Below are 20,321 nucleotides of genomic sequence, written 5' to 3'. Positions count from 1 at the left end.
TATGCAAATATTCTCAACTTTTGAAAATACAATTAACCTCGAATTAGCAATTAAAACACTAGAGAAACATGGAGTACAACAAGAATCTATTTTTGCGGTTCCACTTGACAATCGTCAGGAAGATAGAAGATTTTTTGATACGATTAGTAGTGCAGATGGGGTGTCGGTTGTTGATATAGGGATGGCGCTAGGTACAGCATTTTCGGTGATTGGAGCGAGTATAGGTTTTGAACTTGCGTGGGGACCTATATATTGGGGGCTAATTGGAGCGTTTGTAGGGTTTATGCTAGGATTAGCCATCCGGCTATATATCGAAGTGGTCTATAAGAAGAAGAAGCGAGTATTAAAAGGGAAGCACTCCGAGGTCATCCTTATTATTGATTGCCCCAATTCAATGTCTGAACTTGTAGAAGAGATATTATGGGGGCATTATGCCATGGGTGTAGCGAAGATTAAGTAGTTAATTAAGAAGTAGAATTTCATGCATAGAAAAGACAAAAAGCTTTTTGTCCTAACATTTTCATAGTAAGATGAGAGTAGATATAGAGACGTGGTTGAAGGGGAATAAAGGATAAGGGTTGTGTGAGTGATGAACAAAAAGGTACTTGTAGTGGATGATGAACAATCAATTGTTACATTACTGCAATACAATTTACAACAGGCCGGTTTTGACGTTATTACAGCCGCTGACGGAGAAGCAGGAATGAACTTGGCGAAGGAAGAGCAACCAGATATTATGGTGCTTGATTTAATGCTTCCTAAAATGGACGGAATTGAAGTGTGTAAACAACTTCGTCAAGAACGGATGATGACGCCTATTTTAATGCTAACAGCTAAGGATGACGAATTTGATAAAGTATTGGGTCTTGAACTTGGAGCAGATGACTATATGACTAAGCCGTTCAGTCCTAGAGAGGTAGTTGCGAGGGTTAAGGCTATTTTGAGAAGGACTCAAACCTTGCAGGAATCGGAGGCAGTCGAGCGAGAAGTTGGAGATAAGATGGTAGTAGCAGAATTGACTGTCTTTCCTGAGCGATACGAAGCGTATTTTCGAGATACTCAATTAGAGCTAACACCAAAAGAATTTGAGTTACTCGTTTATCTAGCACGCCATAAAGGTCGAGTTTTAACTAGGGATCAATTATTGAGTGCTGTTTGGAATTATGACTTTGCAGGGGATACTCGAATTGTAGACGTTCATATTAGTCATTTGCGAGAGAAGATTGAGGTTGATACGAAAAAGCCAATTTACATAAAAACAATTAGGGGACTAGGTTATAAGCTTGAGGAGCCTAAACGGGATGAATAAATTCCGTTCAAGATTAATCTTTGGGTTTATCAGCCTTATTCTGATAGTCCTGCTCGGATTAGGAATTATCCTTGGGCAAATTTTTAAAAGCTTTTATACCAATACGTTTATACAAAGGCTAGAGAAAGAAGCCACGTTAGTGACGATGCTTTTTGAAGAAAACGGGATTAAAAGTAAGTCTTCACAGGATCAGATCAAGAAGATCGGAGAGGCTCTAGATGCCCGTATTACTATATTGGATACAAATAGAGATATTTTATCTGACTCTAAAACTTCTCCATCATTAATCTCAGAACAAATAAAGAAGAATTATAAATCCATCATAAAGGACAATAACAATAAAGCCTTTCATATAATCGATGAGGAAAAAGAACAACTTTATTATGTAGTTCCGATTCAAGATCAAAACTTAGAAGAAGGCTATTTAATACTGAGTGTTCCTGTTGACTCTTTAAAAAAGACCAATCAGCAGATTTGGGGCTTACTAGTAAGTAGTCTTGGCTTGGCTTTTATCGTCATCTATATAATTGGCATTCGCATAACGAAACACTATATACGTCCAATTGAAGCTGCTACAAAAGTGGCGATAGAACTAGCCAAAGGGAATTATAAAGCGAGAACATTTGAAGAAAACTTGGATGAAACAGGAATGTTAAGTCAGTCTATAAATGTGCTCGCACGAAATCTGCAGGATATGGTTCAAGCTCAAGAAATGCAGCAGGATCGATTAACGACACTAATCGAGAATATGGGTAGTGGTTTAATTCTTATTGATGGAAGAGGGTATATCAACCTAATTAATCGCTCCTATAAAGAGATATTTCAAGTAAATCCGGTCGATTTTTTATATAGCCTTTATTACGAGGCCATTAAGCATAAAGAAATCATTTCATTAGTAGAAGAAATCTTTATGACTGAAGTGAAAGTACGAAGGCAAATGCTACTATCATTGGAGAAAGAAAAGAAACATTTTGAAGTCTATGGTGCTCCTATCATTGGGATGAACGATGAATGGAAAGGAATTGTTCTTGTTTTCCATGATATCTCTGAAATAAAAAAGCTAGAGCAAGTACGTAAAGATTTCGTCGTAAATGTTTCGCATGAACTTAAAACGCCGATTACTTCAATAAAGGGATTCTCGGAAACTCTACTGGATGGTGCCATGAAGGATGAGCAGATTTTAGAGAATTTCCTAAGCATTATTCTAAAGGAAAGTGATCGACTGCAAAGTTTAATTCAAGATCTCTTAGATTTATCGAAAATGGAGCAAGCTGGTTTCTCTATTAATTGGCAGCAGGTAAACGTTACGGAAGTCCTTGAGGAAGTCATTGTGATGCTAACAGCCAAAGCTGTCGACAAAGGGATTAATCTCGAGTTTGATGTAAAGCATCCTGTCTATATAAAGGGAGACTTATACCGAGTTAAACAAGTTTTTATTAATTTAATTAATAATGCGATTGCTTATACGACCCATGGTAAGGTAAGCATCACCATCGAAGAAAGAGAGAACGAGATTTCTATACTGGTTTCAGATACGGGCGTTGGGATTTCAGAGGATGAATTGCCTCGAATCTTTGAACGTTTTTACCGTGTAGATAAAGCTAGGACCCGTAATTCCGGAGGAACAGGACTTGGTCTTGCCATCGTGAAGCACTTAGTAGAGGCTCATCACGGTTCTATTCTAGTCACGAGTAAGCAGGGGGAAGGGTCTACTTTTACAGTGAAATTTAATAGAAAATCGTAAATAGAGAAAAATTTACAATTGCTTAACAATACGTATATTCTCTCTTAACATATGTCTTCTATTATTAGGTAGAAGACCCCTTCATCCAGATTTGTGGAAAGGCAAGAGCGTTGATGCTCTTGCCTATTTTTTTTGCAATGCTTTCTAACAATATAAGTAGGCAATTTTCCTTTCGTTTTCAACTCATGATAAAATAAAACTATGAAACGTTAGTAGATAATAAATGGGATGATTACAATAGGTTAGAAGGAGGAAATTTGATGAGTGAAAAGATTGTTTTGATAGATGGAAATAGTTTAGCTTACCGTGCATTCTTTGCCTTACCATTATTAAGCAATGATAAGGGAATCCATACAAACGCTGTATATGGTTTTACGATGATCTTAATGAGGATCCTTGAGGAAGAAAAACCAAGTCATATTCTTGTTGCATTTGACGCAGGTAAGACGACCTTTAGGCATTCTACTTTTCAGGAGTATAAAGGGGGAAGACAGAAAACTCCACCCGAACTTTCAGAACAGATGCCATTTATTCGCGAGCTTTTGGATGCCTATAAAATTAAACGTTATGAGCTTGTCAACTATGAGGCGGATGATATTATTGGAACTCTATCAAAGCTGGCTGAAACGAATGATGCAAAAATCAAGGTAATTACAGGAGACAAGGATTTACTTCAACTAGTTTCTGATAAGACGACTGTGGATATTACTCGTAAAGGTATTACTGAAGTAGATTCTTATACTCCCGCCTTCTTACATGAAAAGTTAGGTATCTCATCCGATCAAGTAATTGATATGAAAGGTCTAATGGGTGATACTTCCGATAATATTCCTGGAGTGCCTGGAGTAGGCGAGAAAACGGCGATTAAATTACTGAAGGAGTTCAATACGATTGAAAATCTATATGAACACCTCGATGAAGTTAGTGGGAAAAAGTTAAAAGAAAAACTGGAAGAAAATAAAGAAAGTGCTTTTATGAGTAAAGAGTTAGCAACCATTTACCGTGAGGCACCTATTGAAGTAAGTATTGAAGACATTCATTATGAAGGTTTCGATGAACAGGCGGTCGTTTCCTTATTTAAAGAGCTGAAATTCCAGTCATTATTAGACAAAATGAATATATCCCAAGTAGATGAAGTTGTAGAAATGAAGGACTTATCCTACGAAACAGTGGACCAAATACATAAAGAAATGTTAACTACAGAAGCTACGCTACTAGTAGAAGTGATGGACGATCATTATCATCAGGCGGATATTCAAGGAATTGCGATTGTGAATGAAAACGGTCGTTATTTTGTACCAACTGAGGTTGCGCTTTCTTCTTCTGAATTCAAAGAGTGGGCAAAAGACGAATCTGCGAAGAAAACAGTTTATGATGCAAAAAAAGCAATGGTTGCCCTTAAGTGTAAAGATGTTGAGTTAAAAGGAATTGAGTTTGATTTACTAATTGCTTCATATATATTAAATTCATCTGAAGCAACAGATGATTTAGCTACGATTGCAAGAAATAAGGGCTATTACGATGTCCAAACAGATGAGGCTGTTTACGGAAAAGGTGCGAAAAGAAGTGTCCCTTCCGATGAACGATTAAGTGAACATCTAATTAGAAAAGCTGAAGCCTTACATAATCTTCGCGAACAATTTGAGAAAGAATTACAGCAAAATCAGCAATTAGAGTTATACCAAGAGCTTGAGCTTCCGTTAGCTTTTATTTTAGCTGAGATGGAATATACAGGTGTAAAAGTCGATGAGCAAAGACTGAAGGATATGCAGCAGGAACTTTCTAAGCGATTAGAAGAGCTAGAAAAAGAAATTTATGAATTAGCTGGAGAATCCTTTAACATTAACTCACCTAAACAGCTTGGTGTTATCTTATTTGAAAAGTTAAATTTACCAGCTATTAAGAAAACTAAGACTGGCTATTCGACTTCAGCAGATGTCCTAGAGAAACTAGAAAGCGAACATGCCATTATTCCAGCAATCTTAACTTATCGCCAGCTTGGTAAATTAAATTCTACTTATTTAGAAGGTCTTTTAAAAGTAATTAATAAGGAAACGAAAAAGGTTCATACAAGATTTAATCAGGCTCTTACTCAAACAGGTAGACTGAGTTCAACAGACCCTAATCTACAGAATATACCTATTCGTTTAGAAGAAGGGCGAAAAATAAGGCAGGCTTTTGTCCCTTCTGAAGAGGGATGGATCGTGTTCGCTGCGGATTACTCACAAATTGAGTTGCGTGTTCTAGCTCATATTGCAGGTGATGAGAAGCTTATTGATGCTTTCCAAAATGATATGGATATTCATACGAAGACAGCTATGGATGTGTTTAACGTAGAGGCCGGTGAAGTCACCTCTGACATGAGAAGACAGGCAAAGGCTGTTAACTTTGGAATTGTCTATGGAATTAGTGATTATGGGTTATCACAAGGTCTTGGTATTACCCGAAAAGAAGCGGGAGCGTTCATTGAGAAATATTTAGAAAGTTTCCCAGGGGTTCAGGAATATATGAGCGACATCGTGCACGAAGCAAAACAAAACGGCTTTGTTAGTACATTAATGCAAAGAAGACGCTATATTCCTGATATAACAAGCAGGAACTTTAATTTACGTAGTTTTGCGGAACGAACAGCGATGAATACACCGATTCAGGGAAGTGCAGCAGACATCATAAAAAAAGCTATGATTGATCTAGCAGATGCACTAAAAGAAGAAGGGCTCCAAGCAAGACTTCTCCTTCAGGTACATGATGAATTGATTGTAGAGGCACCTGAAGAAGAAATTGAGAAATTAAAAGAATTAGTTCCAAGAGTGATGGAGCATGCCTTAGAACTAAAAGTACCTTTAAAAGTTGATTATGCATATGGACCGACCTGGTATGACGCAAAATAGAATAAGGAAGTGACGAGATGCCTGAATTACCAGAGGTGGAGACAGTAAGGCGAACATTATTAAAGCTTGTTCAAGGGAAGACCTTCAAGGAAGTACATGTCTTCTGGCCAAAAATGGTAAAGCATCCTGAACAAGTAGAACAGTTTACAGATGCCTTAATCGGACAGACCATTCATGATGTAGGGAGAAGAGGTAAATTTATAAAGTTTTTACTAGATGACTATGTCCTTGTTTCTCATTTAAGAATGGAAGGTCGATATGGGCTTTATGAGATCAATGAGCCATATGATCAACATACTCATGTTTTGTTTACGTTCACAGATGGAACACAGCTCAGGTATAAGGATGTCAGGAAATTTGGAACTATGCACTTATTCAAGGCCGGCGATGAATTACAAAAGGAACCATTAGCTAAGCTTGGCCCTGAACCATTCTCACCTGACTTTACTGTGAAGTTTTTAAAGGAACGCCTCCAAAAAACAAATCGAAAAATAAAGGTAGCCTTATTAGATCAAGAATTAGTGGTTGGTCTAGGTAACATATATGTAGATGAAGCCTTATTTCGGGCAGGAATTCATCCTGAACGAACGGCCAGTTCACTAACTTCAAGAGAAGTCACTAAGTTGCATAAAGAGATTGTGGATACATTGCAGGAAGCAGTGGACAAGGGGGGAAGTACCATTCGCTCCTATGTAAATACGCAAGGGGAAATTGGTATGTTTCAGCTTGAGCTTTATGTTTATGGACGAAAAGGTGAACTTTGTAAGAAATGTGATACTCCTATAGAAAAATATGTTGTTGGAGGTAGGGGGACACATATTTGTCCAAAGTGTCAAAAATAGCTGAAGTGGAAATTTCTAAAGCACTGACCACTGACCACTGAACGATTGTGTAAAAATCAGGCTTTTTGGATTTGTTACGAAAGCAACAATCTATACGAAAACAACCATATAAAAAAAACATAACGAGATATATTTAACACTGGATGGGCTCTTTCCATATAATAACGTAGCAAAAATGGAAGGAGCTTTAAACCATGTTTCAATATCTTTCACTCATAATGCTAGCATTTGCAGTTAGCCTTGATAGCTTCAGTGTTGGTTTTACTTATGGTCTTAGAAAAATGAAAATTCCATTACGCTCAATCTTCATCATTGCACTTTGTTCAGCGCTAACCTTAATGCTTGCAATGGGAGTCGGTAGCTTAATTGCAGCAGTGTTATCACCTGACTGGGCTGAGAGAGTTGGGGGAATTGTGTTAGTTGGAATAGGCGCATGGGTTTTATATCAATTTTTCAGACCAGAAAAGGAGCAGGATGAACTGAAGAGTCAAAAGATGCTTATGAAGCTAGAAATTAAGTCTCTTGGAATTGTGATTCACATACTAAGAAAGCCGATGGAAGCAGACATTGACCGCTCGGGTGCTATCACGGGAATAGAGGCTTTCTTGTTAGGCGCTGCTTTGTCTCTTGATGCTTTTGGTGCTGGAATAGGAGCTGCCTTGCTTGGGTATTCTCCTTACATGATGGCAGCTGCTGTCGCTATCATGAGTTCTGTGTTTTTATATATTGGAATTAAGAGCGGACAACTGCTATCTCATAGTAAATGGGTGCAGAAATTCTCTTTTCTACCAGGACTTTTACTTATTATGATTGGGATCTGGAAACTATAGTTGGAGGAATTATGGGGATCATTATCGGATTAACAGGTGGAATAGCTAGTGGAAAAAGTACAGTGGCCAACATGATTCGGGAATACGGTATCCCAATCGTTGACGCGGACCTAATTGCAAGAGAAGTTGTACAAATAGGCAGACCAGCTTATAAAGAAATTGTTGAGACTTTCGGTGAATCAGTACTCCTTGAGGATGGTAGTATTGACCGGGTGACATTAGGATCTATTGTTTTTAATAATGAAGAACAACGTAAGCGACTTAACGAAATTGTTCATCCAGCCGTCCGAAAAGAAATGATGGACCAGAAGGAACAATTTCTTCAAGCAGGTGCCAACGCAGTAGTATTAGATATTCCTTTATTGTTTGAGAGTAAGCTTACCTATATGGTTGAAAAAACAATTGTCGTTTTCGTTGATTCTTCGACGCAGTTAAAACGCTTAATGGAAAGAAATCAATTTTCAGTCGAAGAGGCAGAGGCGAGGATTAACTCTCAAATGCCCCTCATCAAGAAAAAGGAACTTGCTGATCAGGTTATTGATAATAATGGAACAATAGATAAAACCAAAAAACAATTAGAGCACATTCTAACGATATGGAATCTTATATAAGCTTACCAAACGGTAGGCTTTTTCTTATTTTTGTATTCATATCTTTGCATGTTTAGTATATAAATTACATACAAATAAGTACTTAGTATAGCTTAATTAAAAAATATACAATTTTTTTAAGAAAGAATAAAAAATATAATCACATATGCGAATCTTTATGTTATACTAATTGTAAGATAACTAATAAAAAGTATAACATATATGGAGGAGAAACAGACATGAGAGGAAGAATAGCAATCAACGGGTTTGGCCGTATTGGAAGAATGGTTTTCAGACAGGCAATCCAAGAGGACAAATTAGAGATTGTTGCCATTAACGCAAGCTATCCAGCAGAAACATTAGCTCATTTAATTAAGTATGACACGATTCATGGCAAATTCGATGGAGATGTCATTGCGGTAGAAGGCGCCTTAATTGTAAACGGACACAAAATCAAGTTGTTAAGTTCAAGAGATCCATTAGAATTACCTTGGAAAGAGCTAAATATTGATATTGTTATAGAAGCTACAGGTAAGTTTAACTCCAAAGAAAAAGCGATGCTGCATGTTGAAGCAGGAGCTAAGCGTGTTGTCTTAACTGCACCAGGCAAAGAAGAAGATGTTACAATTGTTATGGGTGTAAACGATAGCGAGCTAAATTTAGAACAACATTATGTCATCTCTAACGCTTCTTGTACGACAAATTGTTTAGCACCAGTTGCTAAGGTTTTAGATGAGCAATTTGGAATAGAAAATGGCTTAATGACAACTGTTCACTCCTATACAAATGATCAAAAAAATATAGATAATCCACATAAGGATCTAAGACGTGCTAGAGCATGTGGGCAATCTATTATTCCAACGACAACTGGAGCTGCAAAAGCTTTAGCAAAAGTTCTTCCAAGTCTTCAAGGGAAACTTCATGGTATGGCACTTCGTGTTCCAACACCTAATGTTTCCTTGGTTGACTTAGTTGTGGACTTAAAACGTGATGTAACGATAGATGAAATTAATGAAGCCTTCATGACAGCATCTAAGGGGTCTTTAAGAGGAATCTTAGATGTTACAATGGATCCTTTAGTATCAATTGACTTTAACACGAATCCACATTCGGCTATAGTTGATGGTTTATCGACAATGGTAATGGGGAATAGAAAAGTTAAGGTGTTAGCATGGTATGATAATGAATGGGGTTACTCAACAAGAGTTGTGGAGTTAACGGCATTAGTTTCTAGTCAATTACAAAAGCTTAAAGAAGTATCGGCTTGTTAAAAAATTTTGACACCTGATTATTTCAGGTGTTTTTTTTCGTCCGGAAAATCAGCAACGCGTTTAATAGAGCCTTAACTTATCTTAGAAAACATCGATGGACAGGCTTTTTATCCGCTAATCATGAATATTGAATACAAGTAAGGAAAGAGTATGTAAGGACCTATTTATTCAATTGATGAAAAAAATAGTAATTCATAGGTTGCAAAAATGATTTAAACAAAGTATACTATTTTTCGTGAACTTCTTAACTATTGCTTCGGTGATGTGGCTACTTAAAGGGTTAGGACCTCTTAGGACTAACTTTCCCCCGTGGTAGTTAGGCATACCATATGCGAAAGAATTCATGTACACCTAAAATTTCTAAAGGGGGAAACAAAATTGGATACAATGGGTAGACACGTAATCTCCGAATTATGGGGTTGCGACTTCGAAAAATTGAACGACATGAATTATATTGAGGAAACATTTGTAAATGCAGCATTAAAGTCTGGTGCTGAAGTTCGTGAGGTAGCATTCCACAAATTTGCTCCACAAGGAGTAAGTGGTGTAGTTATTATTTCTGAATCACACTTAACGATTCACAGCTTCCCAGAGCATGGCTATGCAAGTATTGATGTATATACTTGTGGTCATTTAGATCCTAACATTGCGGCTGACTATATAGCTGAGGCACTTGGTGCACAAACTCGTGAAAATATTGAGATTCCACGTGGTATGGGTCCTGTTCAAGTGAAGCAAGCAAAGGTTAAAGCACTATAAGAAAACGAGCGTAAAAGAGGTGTAAATAACACCTCTTTTTTTACTACCTACACGTACAAAATAACTTACATAATAAGAGGTGAAATATATGGGCTTTCAAACGGTAAAGCAATATTTTTCGAAGTATTGCGAAACAAGTGATCATCATGTGGATCCATTTTTAAAAACGCACTATTATAAAACTTCAAAAGCAAATGCAATGAAAGCGATAGAAGAGGTCATTACGGAATTACCTGGTCATACGGTTACTTCAATATCCCACGACCGTGGCGAACTGAGCCTGCAGATTACATCTCCTCAAAAAGCCTTTGTCGTCATCTCAGTCATTTCAGTTAGACCAATTGAAACTGCCATAGATTTCTCTGTATCTTATGAGGGATTATTCAACCTAGGGTATAGTCGAAACGTTGTAATCAGATTATATCAGAACCTTGACCAAAAACTTGTTAGATTTGGTAATGGGAAGGCATAGATTAATCTTCCGTTTTTACTTGTCTAATTTTGAAGTTTTATATAAGATTAAGATAACGAATGATCATGATTTTTGACGGATCACTAAGAAGCTTTGGAGTTGATATGATGAAATGTCCTAGCTGTCAGCATAATGGAACCAGAGTCCTTGATTCGCGGCCAGTAGATGATGGAAAATCAATTAGAAGACGCCGTGAATGCGAAGAATGCCAATATCGATTCACCACTTTCGAAAAGGTTGAGGAAATGCCGCTGATCGTTGTAAAAAAAGAAGGTACACGTGAGGAATTCAGTCGTGAGAAAATCCTTCGTGGGCTCATTAAAGCTTGTGAGAAACGTCCGGTACCCTTACAAAAATTAGAAGATATTACTCACGAAGTTGAAGTAGAGCTAAGAAATCAAGGGACTTCGGAAATAAAGAGTGATATGGTTGGAGAAATGGTAATGGATCGGCTAGCCAAAATTGATGACGTGGCATACGTGCGTTTTGCATCAGTGTATAGACAGTTTAAGGATATAAACGTCTTTATTGATGAATTAAAGGATCTCTTAAAAACTAGAAATTAACAATCGAGCTTGGGCACTATATGCTATGAGCTCTTTTTTTCTTATATAAAGGCTTTTTATAAGGCTGTCTTAAAGGATAGAACAACCGTTACGAAACGAAAATGAGCTAAATAGAAAGAGGATGTACATGCAATCTTGGAAAGAAGTACTACCAAAAGATCAATACTTGGTAAAAACGGACGCGGCACTTCATGAATTTGACCGTAGGATTCTTACGTTACTATATCAACCATTGATTGGTCCTCTTAGCTTTTCCTTATACATGTTGCTATGGGGAGAGCTCGAGGTCTATAAGTATTGGGGCTCACCATCTACTCATAAACAACTGATGGAGTCATTACGAACAAACCTAGATCAAATTCTAGTTGCCAGAAAAAAGCTAGAAGGAATTGGGCTTTTAAAAACGTATGTTCAGGAAACCACTGAAGTTAAAAATTTTATATACGAACTAAGGTCACCTTTATCTCCATCTATGTTCTTTGGAACTGATTTTCCTTATGGTGTTCTCTTAAAGCGAGAAATTGGAGAACACAGATTTGATAAAATAAAGAACCTGTTTATGACAAAAGATATAAATAAACAGGAGTTCAGAGACATCTCTCAAACCTTTTCAGATGTTTATCAGACAACAGAGCATGATGATTTTTCACCTAACGAAAGCCGTGAACCTTTTATCGAAAGAGAGGGAACATCAGAAGTAAAGGTTGGGAATATTGACTTTGACGTGGAGTTATTTATTTACGGCCTTTCTGAAAACTTTGTTCCAAGGAAGTTGATTACAGACCAAGTCATTCAGCGAGTGAAATTACTTGCTTATATTTACGGGCTTACGCCACTGGATATGCAAAAAGTAGTGACGGATGCAACATTTGGTGATGAAGATGAACTTGATATAGATGTACTTTCAGAGAGAGCGAAAACTTATTATGAGATAGAGAATTTTGGACGAATGCCAAAACTGTCTGAAAAGATTCAGCCTTTAACACTTCAGACAATGAGATATTTAGAACCGAGAAGTGAAGAAGAGAAAAGAATTAGACATTTCGAAACCACGTCTCCTAAGGATTTTCTCATTGAACTTGCAGGAGGAGCACTCCCGACCAGTACGGATCTCGCTATTGTTGAAAGCATTATGATCAATCAACAAATCATGCCAGGTGTTGTAAATGTGCTTCTTGATTATGTTGTCAATAAGAAGAAAATGAACCTAAATAAAAAATATATAGAAAATACGGCAAGCAATTGGGCAAGACAAAAAATAAAAACAGTTAAAGAAGCGTTAGATCAAATAGCTGATTTTGAAAAGGATGTAGCAGAATATAAGGAAAAGGAACAAAAAACAAAGCAAAATCCAAATGTCGGTCTACGTAAGCCAATCAGAAAAGAAATACTACCTGAATGGATGACAGATCCTGAATATGTAGAAAAAAGAAAACAGGAAACAAACAATCCAACTGATTTAGAGTTAGAACGAAAAAAGCTTAATGACCGGATTCAAAAGTATAAAAATAAAGAAACACCTAAGTAAGGGGGGAAGACAATTTGAAGTCAATAAAAGATACCCTAAATAATATTTCTAATAAAAGTCGTTTTGAAAGTGAGTATGAGCGTTTTAAAGAGGCTGTATTAGGCGATCCGTACGTTAAAGATTTTTTGGAGAAAAATCGACCGTTTCTAAATAAGAAAATTTTTGACAGTGGCATGTTAAAGCTGTATGAGTACAGTACGGCTAGCAAAGAGTGTCAGGACTGTCCAAGTTTGGGTGAATGTAAGAACATAATTAAAGGATATCACCCGCAACTATATTTGAAAAATAAGCAGACCATCGAACTCGAATATTCAAAATGCCCATCAAAGGTACAGCATGACATGCAGAAGGAAATGCAAAATAAAATAAAATCAGTTTATATTCCATCTGATTTATTGAAGGCTTCCATCCACGACATATATGAAGACGATGCAAACCGTTTTCGAATCAAACAGTTAGTATGGGAGTTTATTGAAAGCTATGAGGAAAAGCAGCAAGTAAAGGGCCTATATATAAGTGGCGGTTTTGGAGTAGGTAAAACTTTTATTCTCTGTGCGATTGCCAATGAATTAGCTGCTATAAAAAATACGGAATCAATGATTGTTTATTTCCCTGAATTTATTAGAGAGCTTAAGGGTGTTATGGGAAGTGATGACCTCTTTAATAAAAAGCTAGACGCAGCTAAAAGAACACCGGTTCTAATGCTCGATGATATTGGCGCAGAATCAATGACGAGCTGGATGAGAGATGAAATATTAGGGCCAATCTTGCAGCACCGCATGATGGAAAGACTACCTACGTTCTTCTCCTCCAATCTAAGTATGAAAGAACTTCTAAGACATTATACGTATTCTCAAAAAGGTGAAGAAGAAGGTATAAAAGCACAAAGAATCATGGAACGCATTCGGTTCTTAGCTAGTGAAATCGAATTAATTGATGTAAATCGTCGAGGATAGAGAGGGGGGCAACCCCTTCTTTTTTTTGTTCTTTGCTGCCAAATAACCTTTCTTTTACACAATTATCATTTTTTTCGTTCCCCCTCATATAAATAGAAACAGGTGCCGAAATGGGGGGACAACCAATATGCATATTACATTTGAAAATTCATCAGACCTGACTGAACTGACGCAACTTCTTCAATCACTAACAGGTGCCACCTGTCATGATATGGAAGTCATAACCGAGAACAATACCCTTTACATAAAGATTAATCAAAATGAAGAATTAACGATTCAAACCTACATTGTGCCGGCTTTGGCTAAATTCATTTTAAAGGTGAAGGAGCCTGAATTTATCCGTCACTTATTAGAAACAACTTTCTTTTTTCATGATAAATCTGAACAGCAGCAAATCATTCAAATGCTGTATGCCATTGTAGGTGAAGAAGAAGCTAGCTTTCATCCTCAGCTCCGTGAAGGATATCGCCGGGAAGAAATTTTAACTCAAGCATTAACCATGTTTTTATCACAACATGTCTATTTTTCATTTGAAGCCTTTTTAAAATTTAGATTAAAAGATTACTATAGTCGTTTACTAGATTACATAGAGGTCGCTATTGACGAATATAAGCTAGAACAAGATTATCAAGATTTTATTGAGAGCTTGCGTAAGTACATAGCTACAAAAACGATCACGTCTTTCTCGAGGGTACATGTCGTTTACGAGAATGAGAGATTCCTATTTTATGATGAAAATCTAAAATCGTTTACCTATCATTTAGAACAGTTAGAAGATGATTTTATTTCCATAAAAGGATTTGAAGTAGATCAAGATTTAGTTGCACCTTTACTTTTACTTTGTCCGAAGCAAATCGACTTATATGTTCAAGATTTAGATCAAGGTATGATTCAGACAGTCATTAATATTTTCCAAGAACGAGTCACCATACATCCGTATAAGCGGTTTAGTGAACTCCAGCATTAGTGGCCTCATTTATCTGAAACCCAAAAAATAATAGGAATAGACAACAATAAAAAATATTTAATTATGGTCTTGATTTCTCACTTTTTTCTGCATATAATACTACATAATCGAACTTCATATAAAATCAGTAATGATGAGGATATGGATGATTTTTACGGTTCCCAGAGAGGGAAGGCATGGCTGAAACCTTCCTAACACGAAAGATTACTCTACCACCTCTAAACTTTAGTACAGAACGGAATTTACTCTTATTATGTACTAACGGCTAAAACCGTTATGAAACTTCTAAGCCAAAGTGAGTATTCTGCTTTGGAAAGAAGGGTGGAACCACGAATATTAAACTCGTCCCTTTACATATGGGATGGGTTTTTTTGTTTTTATTTGGTTTCTTGATCAGTTCGGTACAAAACAGATTGTAAAACTTACGGTAGTTAGTCTTTTATCAACGAAATAGTTTGGTAAATCAACGAATTTTCATTTATTTCAACGAACGGCAGTGGGTTGTCAACGAAATTTTTAATTTATCAACGTAACAACCCCATTTATCGACGAAAAGACCTTTCTACCAAAACAACACCAGTAAAAAACTGATTAGACTCTATCCACTAATCAGTTTATATAAATTAAAAATTTAAAGGAGTGAACAAGGATGTCAGAAGTGCTACAGATTACATTTCCAGACGGAGCGGTTAAGGAGTTTCAGAAAGGCACCACAACAGAAGATATCGCGGCATCGATCAGTCCTGGTTTAAGAAAGAAAGCAATTGCAGGGAAATTAGATGGGAACCTTATTGATTTACGTACTCCTATTGAGCAAGATGGAAGTATTGCTATTATCACACAGGATTCTGAAGAAGCGTTAGACGTTTTACGTCATAGTACAGCCCATTTATTAGCACAGGCTGTAAAGCGCTTATACCCTGAAGCAAATGTTAAACTAGGAATCGGTCCAGTCATTGAAAGTGGATTTTATTATGATATTGATATGGACCAACCAATCACTCATGATGATCTTGTGGTGATTGAAAAAGAAATGCAAAAAATCTCAAACGAAAATTTAGAGATTGTTCGTAAGGAAGTTTCCCGCGCGGAAGCACAAGAAATGTATGAAAAGCTTGGTGATGAACTAAAACTCGAGTTACTAGAAGTGATTCCTGAAGGAGAAGCAGTAACTATTTATGAGCAAGGTGAATTCTTTGACCTTTGCCGTGGAGTCCATTTACCGGCAACTGGAAAAATTAAAGAGTTTAAGCTGTTAAGCGTTGCAGGAGCATACTGGCGCGGTGACAGCAAGAATAAAATGCTTCAACGTATTTATGGAACTGCCTTCTTTAAGAAAGAAGAGCTAGCTGAGCATCTACGTTTACTAGAAGAAGCTAAAGAAAGAGATCATCGTAAATTAGGTAAAGAATTAGATCTATTTACTAACTCTCAAAAAGTTGGGCAAGGATTTCCACTATGGCTTCCAAAAGGAGCAACAATCCGTCGTATAATTGAGCGTTACATTGTAGATAAAGAATTACGCCTAGGGTATGAGCATGTTTATACTCCAGCACTAGGAAGCGTTGAACTATATAAAACTTCCGGTCACTGGGAGCACTACCAAGATGGCATGTTCCCTGTCATGTCAATGGATAATGAAGACTTAGTCTTACGTCCGATGAACTGCCCACACCATATGATGGTGTATAAAAATGATATTCACAGTTATCGTGAACTACCAATTCGTATTGCTGAACTTGGTTTAATGCACCGTTATGAAATGTCAGGAGCATTAACAGGATTACAGCGTGTTCGTGGAATGACTCTAAACGATGCACATATTTTCGTTCGTCCTGATCAAATTAAGGAAGAGTTCATCCGCGTAGTTCGCCTTATCGAGGCAGTGTACAAGGACTTTGGATTTGAGAACTACTCATTCCGTCTATCTTACCGTGACCCAGAAGATAAAGAGAAGTATTTTGATGATGATGCGATGTGGGAAAAAGCACAAGGCATGCTGAAAGAAGCAATGGATGACCTTGAGCTTGAGTATTATGAAGCAGAAGGAGAAGCAGCCTTCTACGGACCTAAGCTCGACGTTCAAGTCCGAACTGCCCTTGGTAAAGATGAGACATTATCAACTGTTCAGTTAGACTTCTTACTTCCTGAACGATTTGATTTAACTTATGTAGGTGAAGATGGAAAGCAACACCGCCCAGTTGTTATTCACCGTGGAGTGGTTTCAACAATGGAACGTTTTGTTGCCTTCTTAATCGAAGAATATAAGGGAGCTTTCCCAACTTGGTTAGCACCAGTCCAAGTACAGGTAATCCCAGTTTCACCTTCCGCTCATCTTGACTATGCAAAAGAAATCCAAGAAAAGCTTCAAGCAGAAGGCATGCGAGTGGAATTAGATTCTCGTGATGAAAAGATTGGCTACAAAATCCGTGAGGCACAAATGCAAAAGATCCCGTATATGCTAGTAGTAGGGGATAATGAGATTCAAGAAAAAGCGGTAAACGTTCGTAGATACGGAAGCCAAGCGTCAGAGACAGTTCCTTTCTCAGACTTTGTTTCTTCAGTACAAGAAGAAATAAAAAAGTAAATAGCTTGACAGTTCCATTTAAGCATGGTAAATTTGTTAAGGTAATTAAATAAGCGATTATTTAAGTAGAAGCACCCGCTTCTCACCTGATTGGCACATTACGTAGTTAACAGGTTACAACGAAAAGATTCTTTATGTATATGTAATATACATTTCGTTTAAGTGTGGGTGTTATGAAAACACCCACACTTTTTTATTGACTATTATCGGAGGTGGCTTATTATTAGCAAGGACATGATGGTTAATGAAGGCATTCGTGCACGTGAAGTTCGTTTGATTGGAGCAAATGGTGACCAACTTGGTATCAAGTCTCGTCAGGAAGCACTAGAAATTGCACAGAATGTAAATCTTGACTTAGTTATGGTTGCACCAACTGCAAAACCGCCAGTATGTCGTATTATGGACTACGGTAAGTTCAAGTTTGAGCAACAAAAGAAAGACAAAGAGGCTCGTAAGAACCAAAAAATTATTAACATCAAGGAAGTTCGTCTAAGCCCGACAATTGACGAGCATGACTTTAATACGAAACTTAGAAATGCAATTAAGTTCCTTGAAAAAGGTGACAAAGTAAAAGCATCTATTCGTTTCAAAGGTCGTGCAATCACTCATAAGGAGATTGGACAACGCGTACTTGACCGCTTCTCTGAGGCATGTAAGGAAGTTAGTTCTGTGGAATCACATCCAAAAATGGACGGCCGAAGCATGTTTTTAGTACTAGCACCAAAAAACGATAATTAAAAAGTTGAGGAGGAACTCCCTATGCCTAAAATGAAAACTCATAGAGGTTCAGCTAAGCGTTTTAAGAAAACTGGATCTGGTAAGCTTAAGCGTTCACACGCTTACACAAGTCACTTATTCTCTAACAAGTCTCAAAAGCAAAAGCGTAAGCTTCGTAAAGCTGCATTAGTAAGCAGCGGAGATTACAAGCGCATCCGCTTTATGATTGGTAGCAAGTAATTAAAAAACAAGGATATCACTCAGGGCATTCGTGTCAGAGCAAGAATCCTAGCAAACATTTAAAAATGAAAACTTTCAGGATCGATATATAGGAGGGAAACAAAATGCCAAGAGTTAAAGGTGGTACAGTAACTCGTAAGCGTCGTAAACGCGTTTTAAAGTTAGCAAAAGGTTATTATGGTTCAAAACATACATTATTTAAAGTAGCAAAACAACAAGTAATGAAGTCTTTCAACTATGCATTCCGTGACCGTCGTCAAAAGAAGCGTGACTTCCGTAAATTATGGATTACACGTATCAACGCGGCTGCACGTATCAATGGTCTTTCTTACAGCCGTTTAATGCATGGCTTAAAGGTAGCTGGTATTGAAGTTAACCGTAAAATGCTTGCTGACCTAGCTGTTCATGACGAAAAAGCATTTGCTGAATTAGCAGCTGTTGCAAAGTCAAACTTAAAATAAGCAATTATTAATAAATAGAGTCATTCTCATTTTTGGGAATGACTTTTTATTATTGTTGAAGAGAAGGTGTTTATTTACAAGGCTCTTTTCTAAAACTTTGTTGCTTTTTTAACCTAATTTTATAATAAACATCCCAACTAATACTATAAGACCGAAGTGATCATTGTTAGAAAAGAGCAACTCTCTCTATTTAAAGCACTGACCAGTGTACTATCGAGTAAAATCCGGCTTCCTGAGATTTTTACGAAAGCAACAATCTATACGAAAAGACCCATTTACAAAGTGGCAAGAAAATAGTTAGTTTTGGCAAGAAAAAGAGGAAATTCGCAAGTAAACATGTTGAAGTGGCAAGAAAAAAGTATGGTCGCAAGAAAATCTAATGAAGTGGCAAGAAACAAGACAGAGGTCGCAAGAAAATCTAATAAAGTGGCAAGAATTAAGGCAAAAGTCGCAAGAAAAACCTATAAAGTGACTATAAGCACCAACGCTCCACATGTAAACTGCATCATAACTTGAATTCTATCCACAAAAAATTAAGAATTACATAGCAAATAGTTAAAGAAAGTGGGAACTGTAACGATGATATTTCTTATTAGTTATATATTGTTCATTAACATCATTTCTTACATTATGATGTACCAAGATAAGCAAAAAGCAACAAAAAGAGAGTGGAGGATTCCAGAGAGTACTTTATGGATCATAGCTTATTTAGGTGGATCTGTGGGTATTTGGTTGGGAATGAAAAGATTTCGCCATAAGACGAAGCATCGCTCGTTTAAAATTGGGGTACCAATACTCGTCATTTTACATATCATTTTTTACATGTATCTACTGCAGGAATTGTCATAACTGCTCGTACGAATGTATATATTTGAAAGAAGTTTGCCCATAGGTCATCACATCCAGGAGGAATCATCATGAATGAGAAGATGACAATGCTATTTGCTTTTTTAGAATCTAGTGGGATCTGGGCTCCAGTTGTATTTCTACTATTTCATAGTTTTAGGCAGTTTTTATTTATACCTGTTACCGTTTTGTGTATAGTAGGGGGAATCCTTTTTGGGAGCATTTTAGGTACTGTTTACTCTCTAATTGGATTAACGGTTTCTTGCATCATGTTCTACTTCTTTTATCAATCAATGCCAAAAACATTTACAAAGATTAAGAGAATGAAGGAAAAGTGGCTAGGAGATCGCGTAACCTTGACCGTCGGGCAAATTGCAATACTACGTTGTGTTCCCTTTATGCAGTATCATCTTCTATCGTTAATAATGCTGGAAAGAAAAAGAAATTTTTTTAGCTTTACGAAGCAGTCTCTCCTGACTAATATTCCAGTAGCCATTGTCTATACGTACTTTGGACAAACGATTCGAAACTTATCTCCTACCGTAATCGTCTTCACACTTTTTTTCTTCACCCTTCTTTTTTATCTGTTTCGAGAAAAACAAATTAAGATTAAATGGAAAGATTTTTTTGTAGAGAAAGCTAGCTAATACTTTCCCCATAAAGTCCAAGGTGAGTTAACCTGTAGAAATAGGATGCTAAATCTTTTGATTTAGGATCCTATTTTTTTATTTAATGTTATGTAAGT

Annotated in this window: 21 protein-coding genes and 2 other annotated features; all 21 genes read left to right on the top strand. The window is 36.9% G+C overall.

Annotated features, from left to right (window positions below):
* The first annotated feature begins 1 nt into the window (after position 1).
* The 21 genes from LT143_RS05910 to LT143_RS05810 all read left to right on the top strand — a co-directional run bounded on the left by LT143_RS05910 (position 2) and on the right by LT143_RS05810 (position 20,223).
* Entirely contained in the window at positions 2-460 is a 459-nt protein-coding gene (locus LT143_RS05910) for a hypothetical protein (protein WP_246941113.1), read from the top strand.
* Between the two features lie 129 nt (positions 461-589).
* Positions 590-1,309 carry a response regulator transcription factor gene (locus LT143_RS05905; protein WP_246941110.1) on the top strand — a complete coding sequence of 240 codons (720 nt, stop codon included), beginning with the start codon at positions 590-592 and terminating at the stop codon, positions 1,307-1,309.
* Complete coding sequence (gene pnpS, locus LT143_RS05900) at positions 1,302-3,053, top strand: two-component system histidine kinase PnpS (protein ID WP_246941107.1); 1,752 nt, start codon at positions 1,302-1,304, stop codon at positions 3,051-3,053. Before LT143_RS05905 ends, pnpS begins: the two co-directional genes overlap by 8 nt.
* A gap of 260 nt (positions 3,054-3,313) precedes the next feature.
* On the top strand, positions 3,314-5,944 hold the full coding sequence (polA, locus tag LT143_RS05895) for a DNA polymerase I (protein ID WP_246941104.1): 2,631 nt from the start codon (positions 3,314-3,316) through the stop codon (positions 5,942-5,944).
* Between the two features lie 17 nt (positions 5,945-5,961).
* On the top strand, positions 5,962-6,786 hold the full coding sequence (gene mutM, locus LT143_RS05890) for a DNA-formamidopyrimidine glycosylase (protein WP_246941101.1): 825 nt from the start codon (positions 5,962-5,964) through the stop codon (positions 6,784-6,786).
* A gap of 194 nt (positions 6,787-6,980) precedes the next feature.
* Complete coding sequence (gene ytaF / locus LT143_RS05885) at positions 6,981-7,616, top strand: sporulation membrane protein YtaF (RefSeq protein ID WP_246941099.1); 636 nt, start codon at positions 6,981-6,983, stop codon at positions 7,614-7,616.
* 11 nt (positions 7,617-7,627) lie between these two features.
* Entirely contained in the window at positions 7,628-8,227 is a 600-nt protein-coding gene (gene coaE / locus LT143_RS05880; RefSeq protein WP_246941097.1) for a dephospho-CoA kinase, read from the top strand.
* Between the two features lie 218 nt (positions 8,228-8,445).
* A complete protein-coding gene (locus tag LT143_RS05875; RefSeq protein ID WP_246941095.1) occupies positions 8,446-9,477 on the top strand; it encodes a glyceraldehyde-3-phosphate dehydrogenase in 1,032 nt (343 codons plus the stop codon).
* Positions 9,478-9,855: 378 nt separating this feature from the next.
* Complete coding sequence (speD, locus tag LT143_RS05870; RefSeq protein WP_246941093.1) at positions 9,856-10,236, top strand: adenosylmethionine decarboxylase; 381 nt, start codon at positions 9,856-9,858, stop codon at positions 10,234-10,236.
* 88 nt (positions 10,237-10,324) lie between these two features.
* Complete coding sequence (locus LT143_RS05865) at positions 10,325-10,708, top strand: cytosolic protein (RefSeq protein ID WP_246941090.1); 384 nt, start codon at positions 10,325-10,327, stop codon at positions 10,706-10,708.
* Positions 10,709-10,815: 107 nt separating this feature from the next.
* Positions 10,816-11,274, top strand: coding sequence for a transcriptional regulator NrdR (gene nrdR / locus LT143_RS05860; protein ID WP_246941534.1), 459 nt, complete (start codon positions 10,816-10,818; stop codon positions 11,272-11,274).
* A 127-nt stretch (positions 11,275-11,401) separates the two neighbouring features.
* The gene (locus LT143_RS05855; RefSeq protein WP_246941087.1) at positions 11,402-12,802 is read left to right on the top strand and encodes a replication initiation and membrane attachment family protein; all 1,401 of its coding nucleotides are present in this window, start codon (positions 11,402-11,404) and stop codon (positions 12,800-12,802) included.
* Positions 12,803-12,816: 14 nt separating this feature from the next.
* A complete protein-coding gene (dnaI, locus tag LT143_RS05850; RefSeq protein ID WP_246941084.1) occupies positions 12,817-13,758 on the top strand; it encodes a primosomal protein DnaI in 942 nt (313 codons plus the stop codon).
* 127 nt (positions 13,759-13,885) lie between these two features.
* On the top strand, positions 13,886-14,725 hold the full coding sequence (locus tag LT143_RS05845; RefSeq protein ID WP_246941081.1) for a putative sporulation protein YtxC: 840 nt from the start codon (positions 13,886-13,888) through the stop codon (positions 14,723-14,725).
* 121 nt (positions 14,726-14,846) lie between these two features.
* Positions 14,847-15,078, top strand: a binding site (T-box leader).
* Positions 15,079-15,374: 296 nt separating this feature from the next.
* Positions 15,375-17,312 (top strand): threonine--tRNA ligase, encoded by a 1,938-nt coding sequence (gene thrS / locus LT143_RS05840; RefSeq protein ID WP_246941078.1) that lies wholly within the window; start codon positions 15,375-15,377, stop codon positions 17,310-17,312.
* Between the two features lie 57 nt (positions 17,313-17,369).
* Positions 17,370-17,513: a sequence feature (ribosomal protein L20 leader region), on the top strand.
* An 18-nt stretch (positions 17,514-17,531) separates the two neighbouring features.
* On the top strand, positions 17,532-18,050 hold the full coding sequence (gene infC, locus LT143_RS05835) for a translation initiation factor IF-3 (protein ID WP_246941532.1): 519 nt from the start codon (positions 17,532-17,534) through the stop codon (positions 18,048-18,050).
* A 21-nt stretch (positions 18,051-18,071) separates the two neighbouring features.
* Positions 18,072-18,269, top strand: coding sequence for a 50S ribosomal protein L35 (gene rpmI / locus LT143_RS05830; protein ID WP_149218201.1), 198 nt, complete (start codon positions 18,072-18,074; stop codon positions 18,267-18,269).
* Positions 18,270-18,373: 104 nt separating this feature from the next.
* A complete protein-coding gene (gene rplT / locus LT143_RS05825) occupies positions 18,374-18,730 on the top strand; it encodes a 50S ribosomal protein L20 (RefSeq protein ID WP_246941075.1) in 357 nt (118 codons plus the stop codon).
* 336 nt (positions 18,731-19,066) lie between these two features.
* Positions 19,067-19,246, top strand: a complete 180-nt coding sequence (locus LT143_RS05820; RefSeq protein ID WP_246941072.1) for a hypothetical protein — start codon at positions 19,067-19,069, stop codon at positions 19,244-19,246.
* Between the two features lie 63 nt (positions 19,247-19,309).
* Entirely contained in the window at positions 19,310-19,579 is a 270-nt protein-coding gene (locus LT143_RS05815; protein WP_246941069.1) for a DUF1294 domain-containing protein, read from the top strand.
* A 68-nt stretch (positions 19,580-19,647) separates the two neighbouring features.
* Positions 19,648-20,223, top strand: a complete 576-nt coding sequence (locus LT143_RS05810; RefSeq protein ID WP_246941066.1) for a TVP38/TMEM64 family protein — start codon at positions 19,648-19,650, stop codon at positions 20,221-20,223.
* The last annotated feature ends 98 nt before the right edge of the window (positions 20,224-20,321 follow it).

Source organism: Bacillus pinisoli (genome assembly GCF_023036475.1).
Lineage (GTDB): Bacteria > Bacillota > Bacilli > Bacillales > SA4 > Bacillus_BS > Bacillus_BS pinisoli.
This window is presented reverse-complemented; position numbering and strand designations above follow the sequence as displayed.

Excerpts from the sequence above, each read along its gene's own strand:
- LT143_RS05905 (WP_246941110.1), top strand. The coding sequence starts at position 590 with ATGAACAAAAAGGTACTTGTAGTGGATGATGAACAATCAATTGTTACA.
- LT143_RS05815 (WP_246941069.1), top strand. The coding sequence starts at position 19,310 with ATGATATTTCTTATTAGTTATATATTGTTCATTAACATCATTTCTTAC.
- LT143_RS05855 (WP_246941087.1), top strand. The coding sequence starts at position 11,402 with ATGCAATCTTGGAAAGAAGTACTACCAAAAGATCAATACTTGGTAAAA.
- nrdR (WP_246941534.1), top strand. The coding sequence starts at position 10,816 with ATGAAATGTCCTAGCTGTCAGCATAATGGAACCAGAGTCCTTGATTCG.
- thrS (WP_246941078.1), top strand. The coding sequence starts at position 15,375 with ATGTCAGAAGTGCTACAGATTACATTTCCAGACGGAGCGGTTAAGGAG.
- LT143_RS05810 (WP_246941066.1), top strand. The coding sequence starts at position 19,648 with ATGAATGAGAAGATGACAATGCTATTTGCTTTTTTAGAATCTAGTGGG.
- rpmI (WP_149218201.1), top strand. The coding sequence starts at position 18,072 with ATGCCTAAAATGAAAACTCATAGAGGTTCAGCTAAGCGTTTTAAGAAA.
- LT143_RS05910 (WP_246941113.1), top strand. The coding sequence starts at position 2 with ATGCAAATATTCTCAACTTTTGAAAATACAATTAACCTCGAATTAGCA.
- LT143_RS05865 (WP_246941090.1), top strand. The coding sequence starts at position 10,325 with ATGGGCTTTCAAACGGTAAAGCAATATTTTTCGAAGTATTGCGAAACA.
- LT143_RS05845 (WP_246941081.1), top strand. The coding sequence starts at position 13,886 with ATGCATATTACATTTGAAAATTCATCAGACCTGACTGAACTGACGCAA.
- rplT (WP_246941075.1), top strand. The coding sequence starts at position 18,374 with ATGCCAAGAGTTAAAGGTGGTACAGTAACTCGTAAGCGTCGTAAACGC.
- ytaF (WP_246941099.1), top strand. The coding sequence starts at position 6,981 with ATGTTTCAATATCTTTCACTCATAATGCTAGCATTTGCAGTTAGCCTT.
- coaE (WP_246941097.1), top strand. The coding sequence starts at position 7,628 with ATGGGGATCATTATCGGATTAACAGGTGGAATAGCTAGTGGAAAAAGT.
- mutM (WP_246941101.1), top strand. The coding sequence starts at position 5,962 with ATGCCTGAATTACCAGAGGTGGAGACAGTAAGGCGAACATTATTAAAG.
- pnpS (WP_246941107.1), top strand. The coding sequence starts at position 1,302 with ATGAATAAATTCCGTTCAAGATTAATCTTTGGGTTTATCAGCCTTATT.
- LT143_RS05820 (WP_246941072.1), top strand. The coding sequence starts at position 19,067 with ATGTTGAAGTGGCAAGAAAAAAGTATGGTCGCAAGAAAATCTAATGAA.
- LT143_RS05875 (WP_246941095.1), top strand. The coding sequence starts at position 8,446 with ATGAGAGGAAGAATAGCAATCAACGGGTTTGGCCGTATTGGAAGAATG.
- polA (WP_246941104.1), top strand. The coding sequence starts at position 3,314 with ATGAGTGAAAAGATTGTTTTGATAGATGGAAATAGTTTAGCTTACCGT.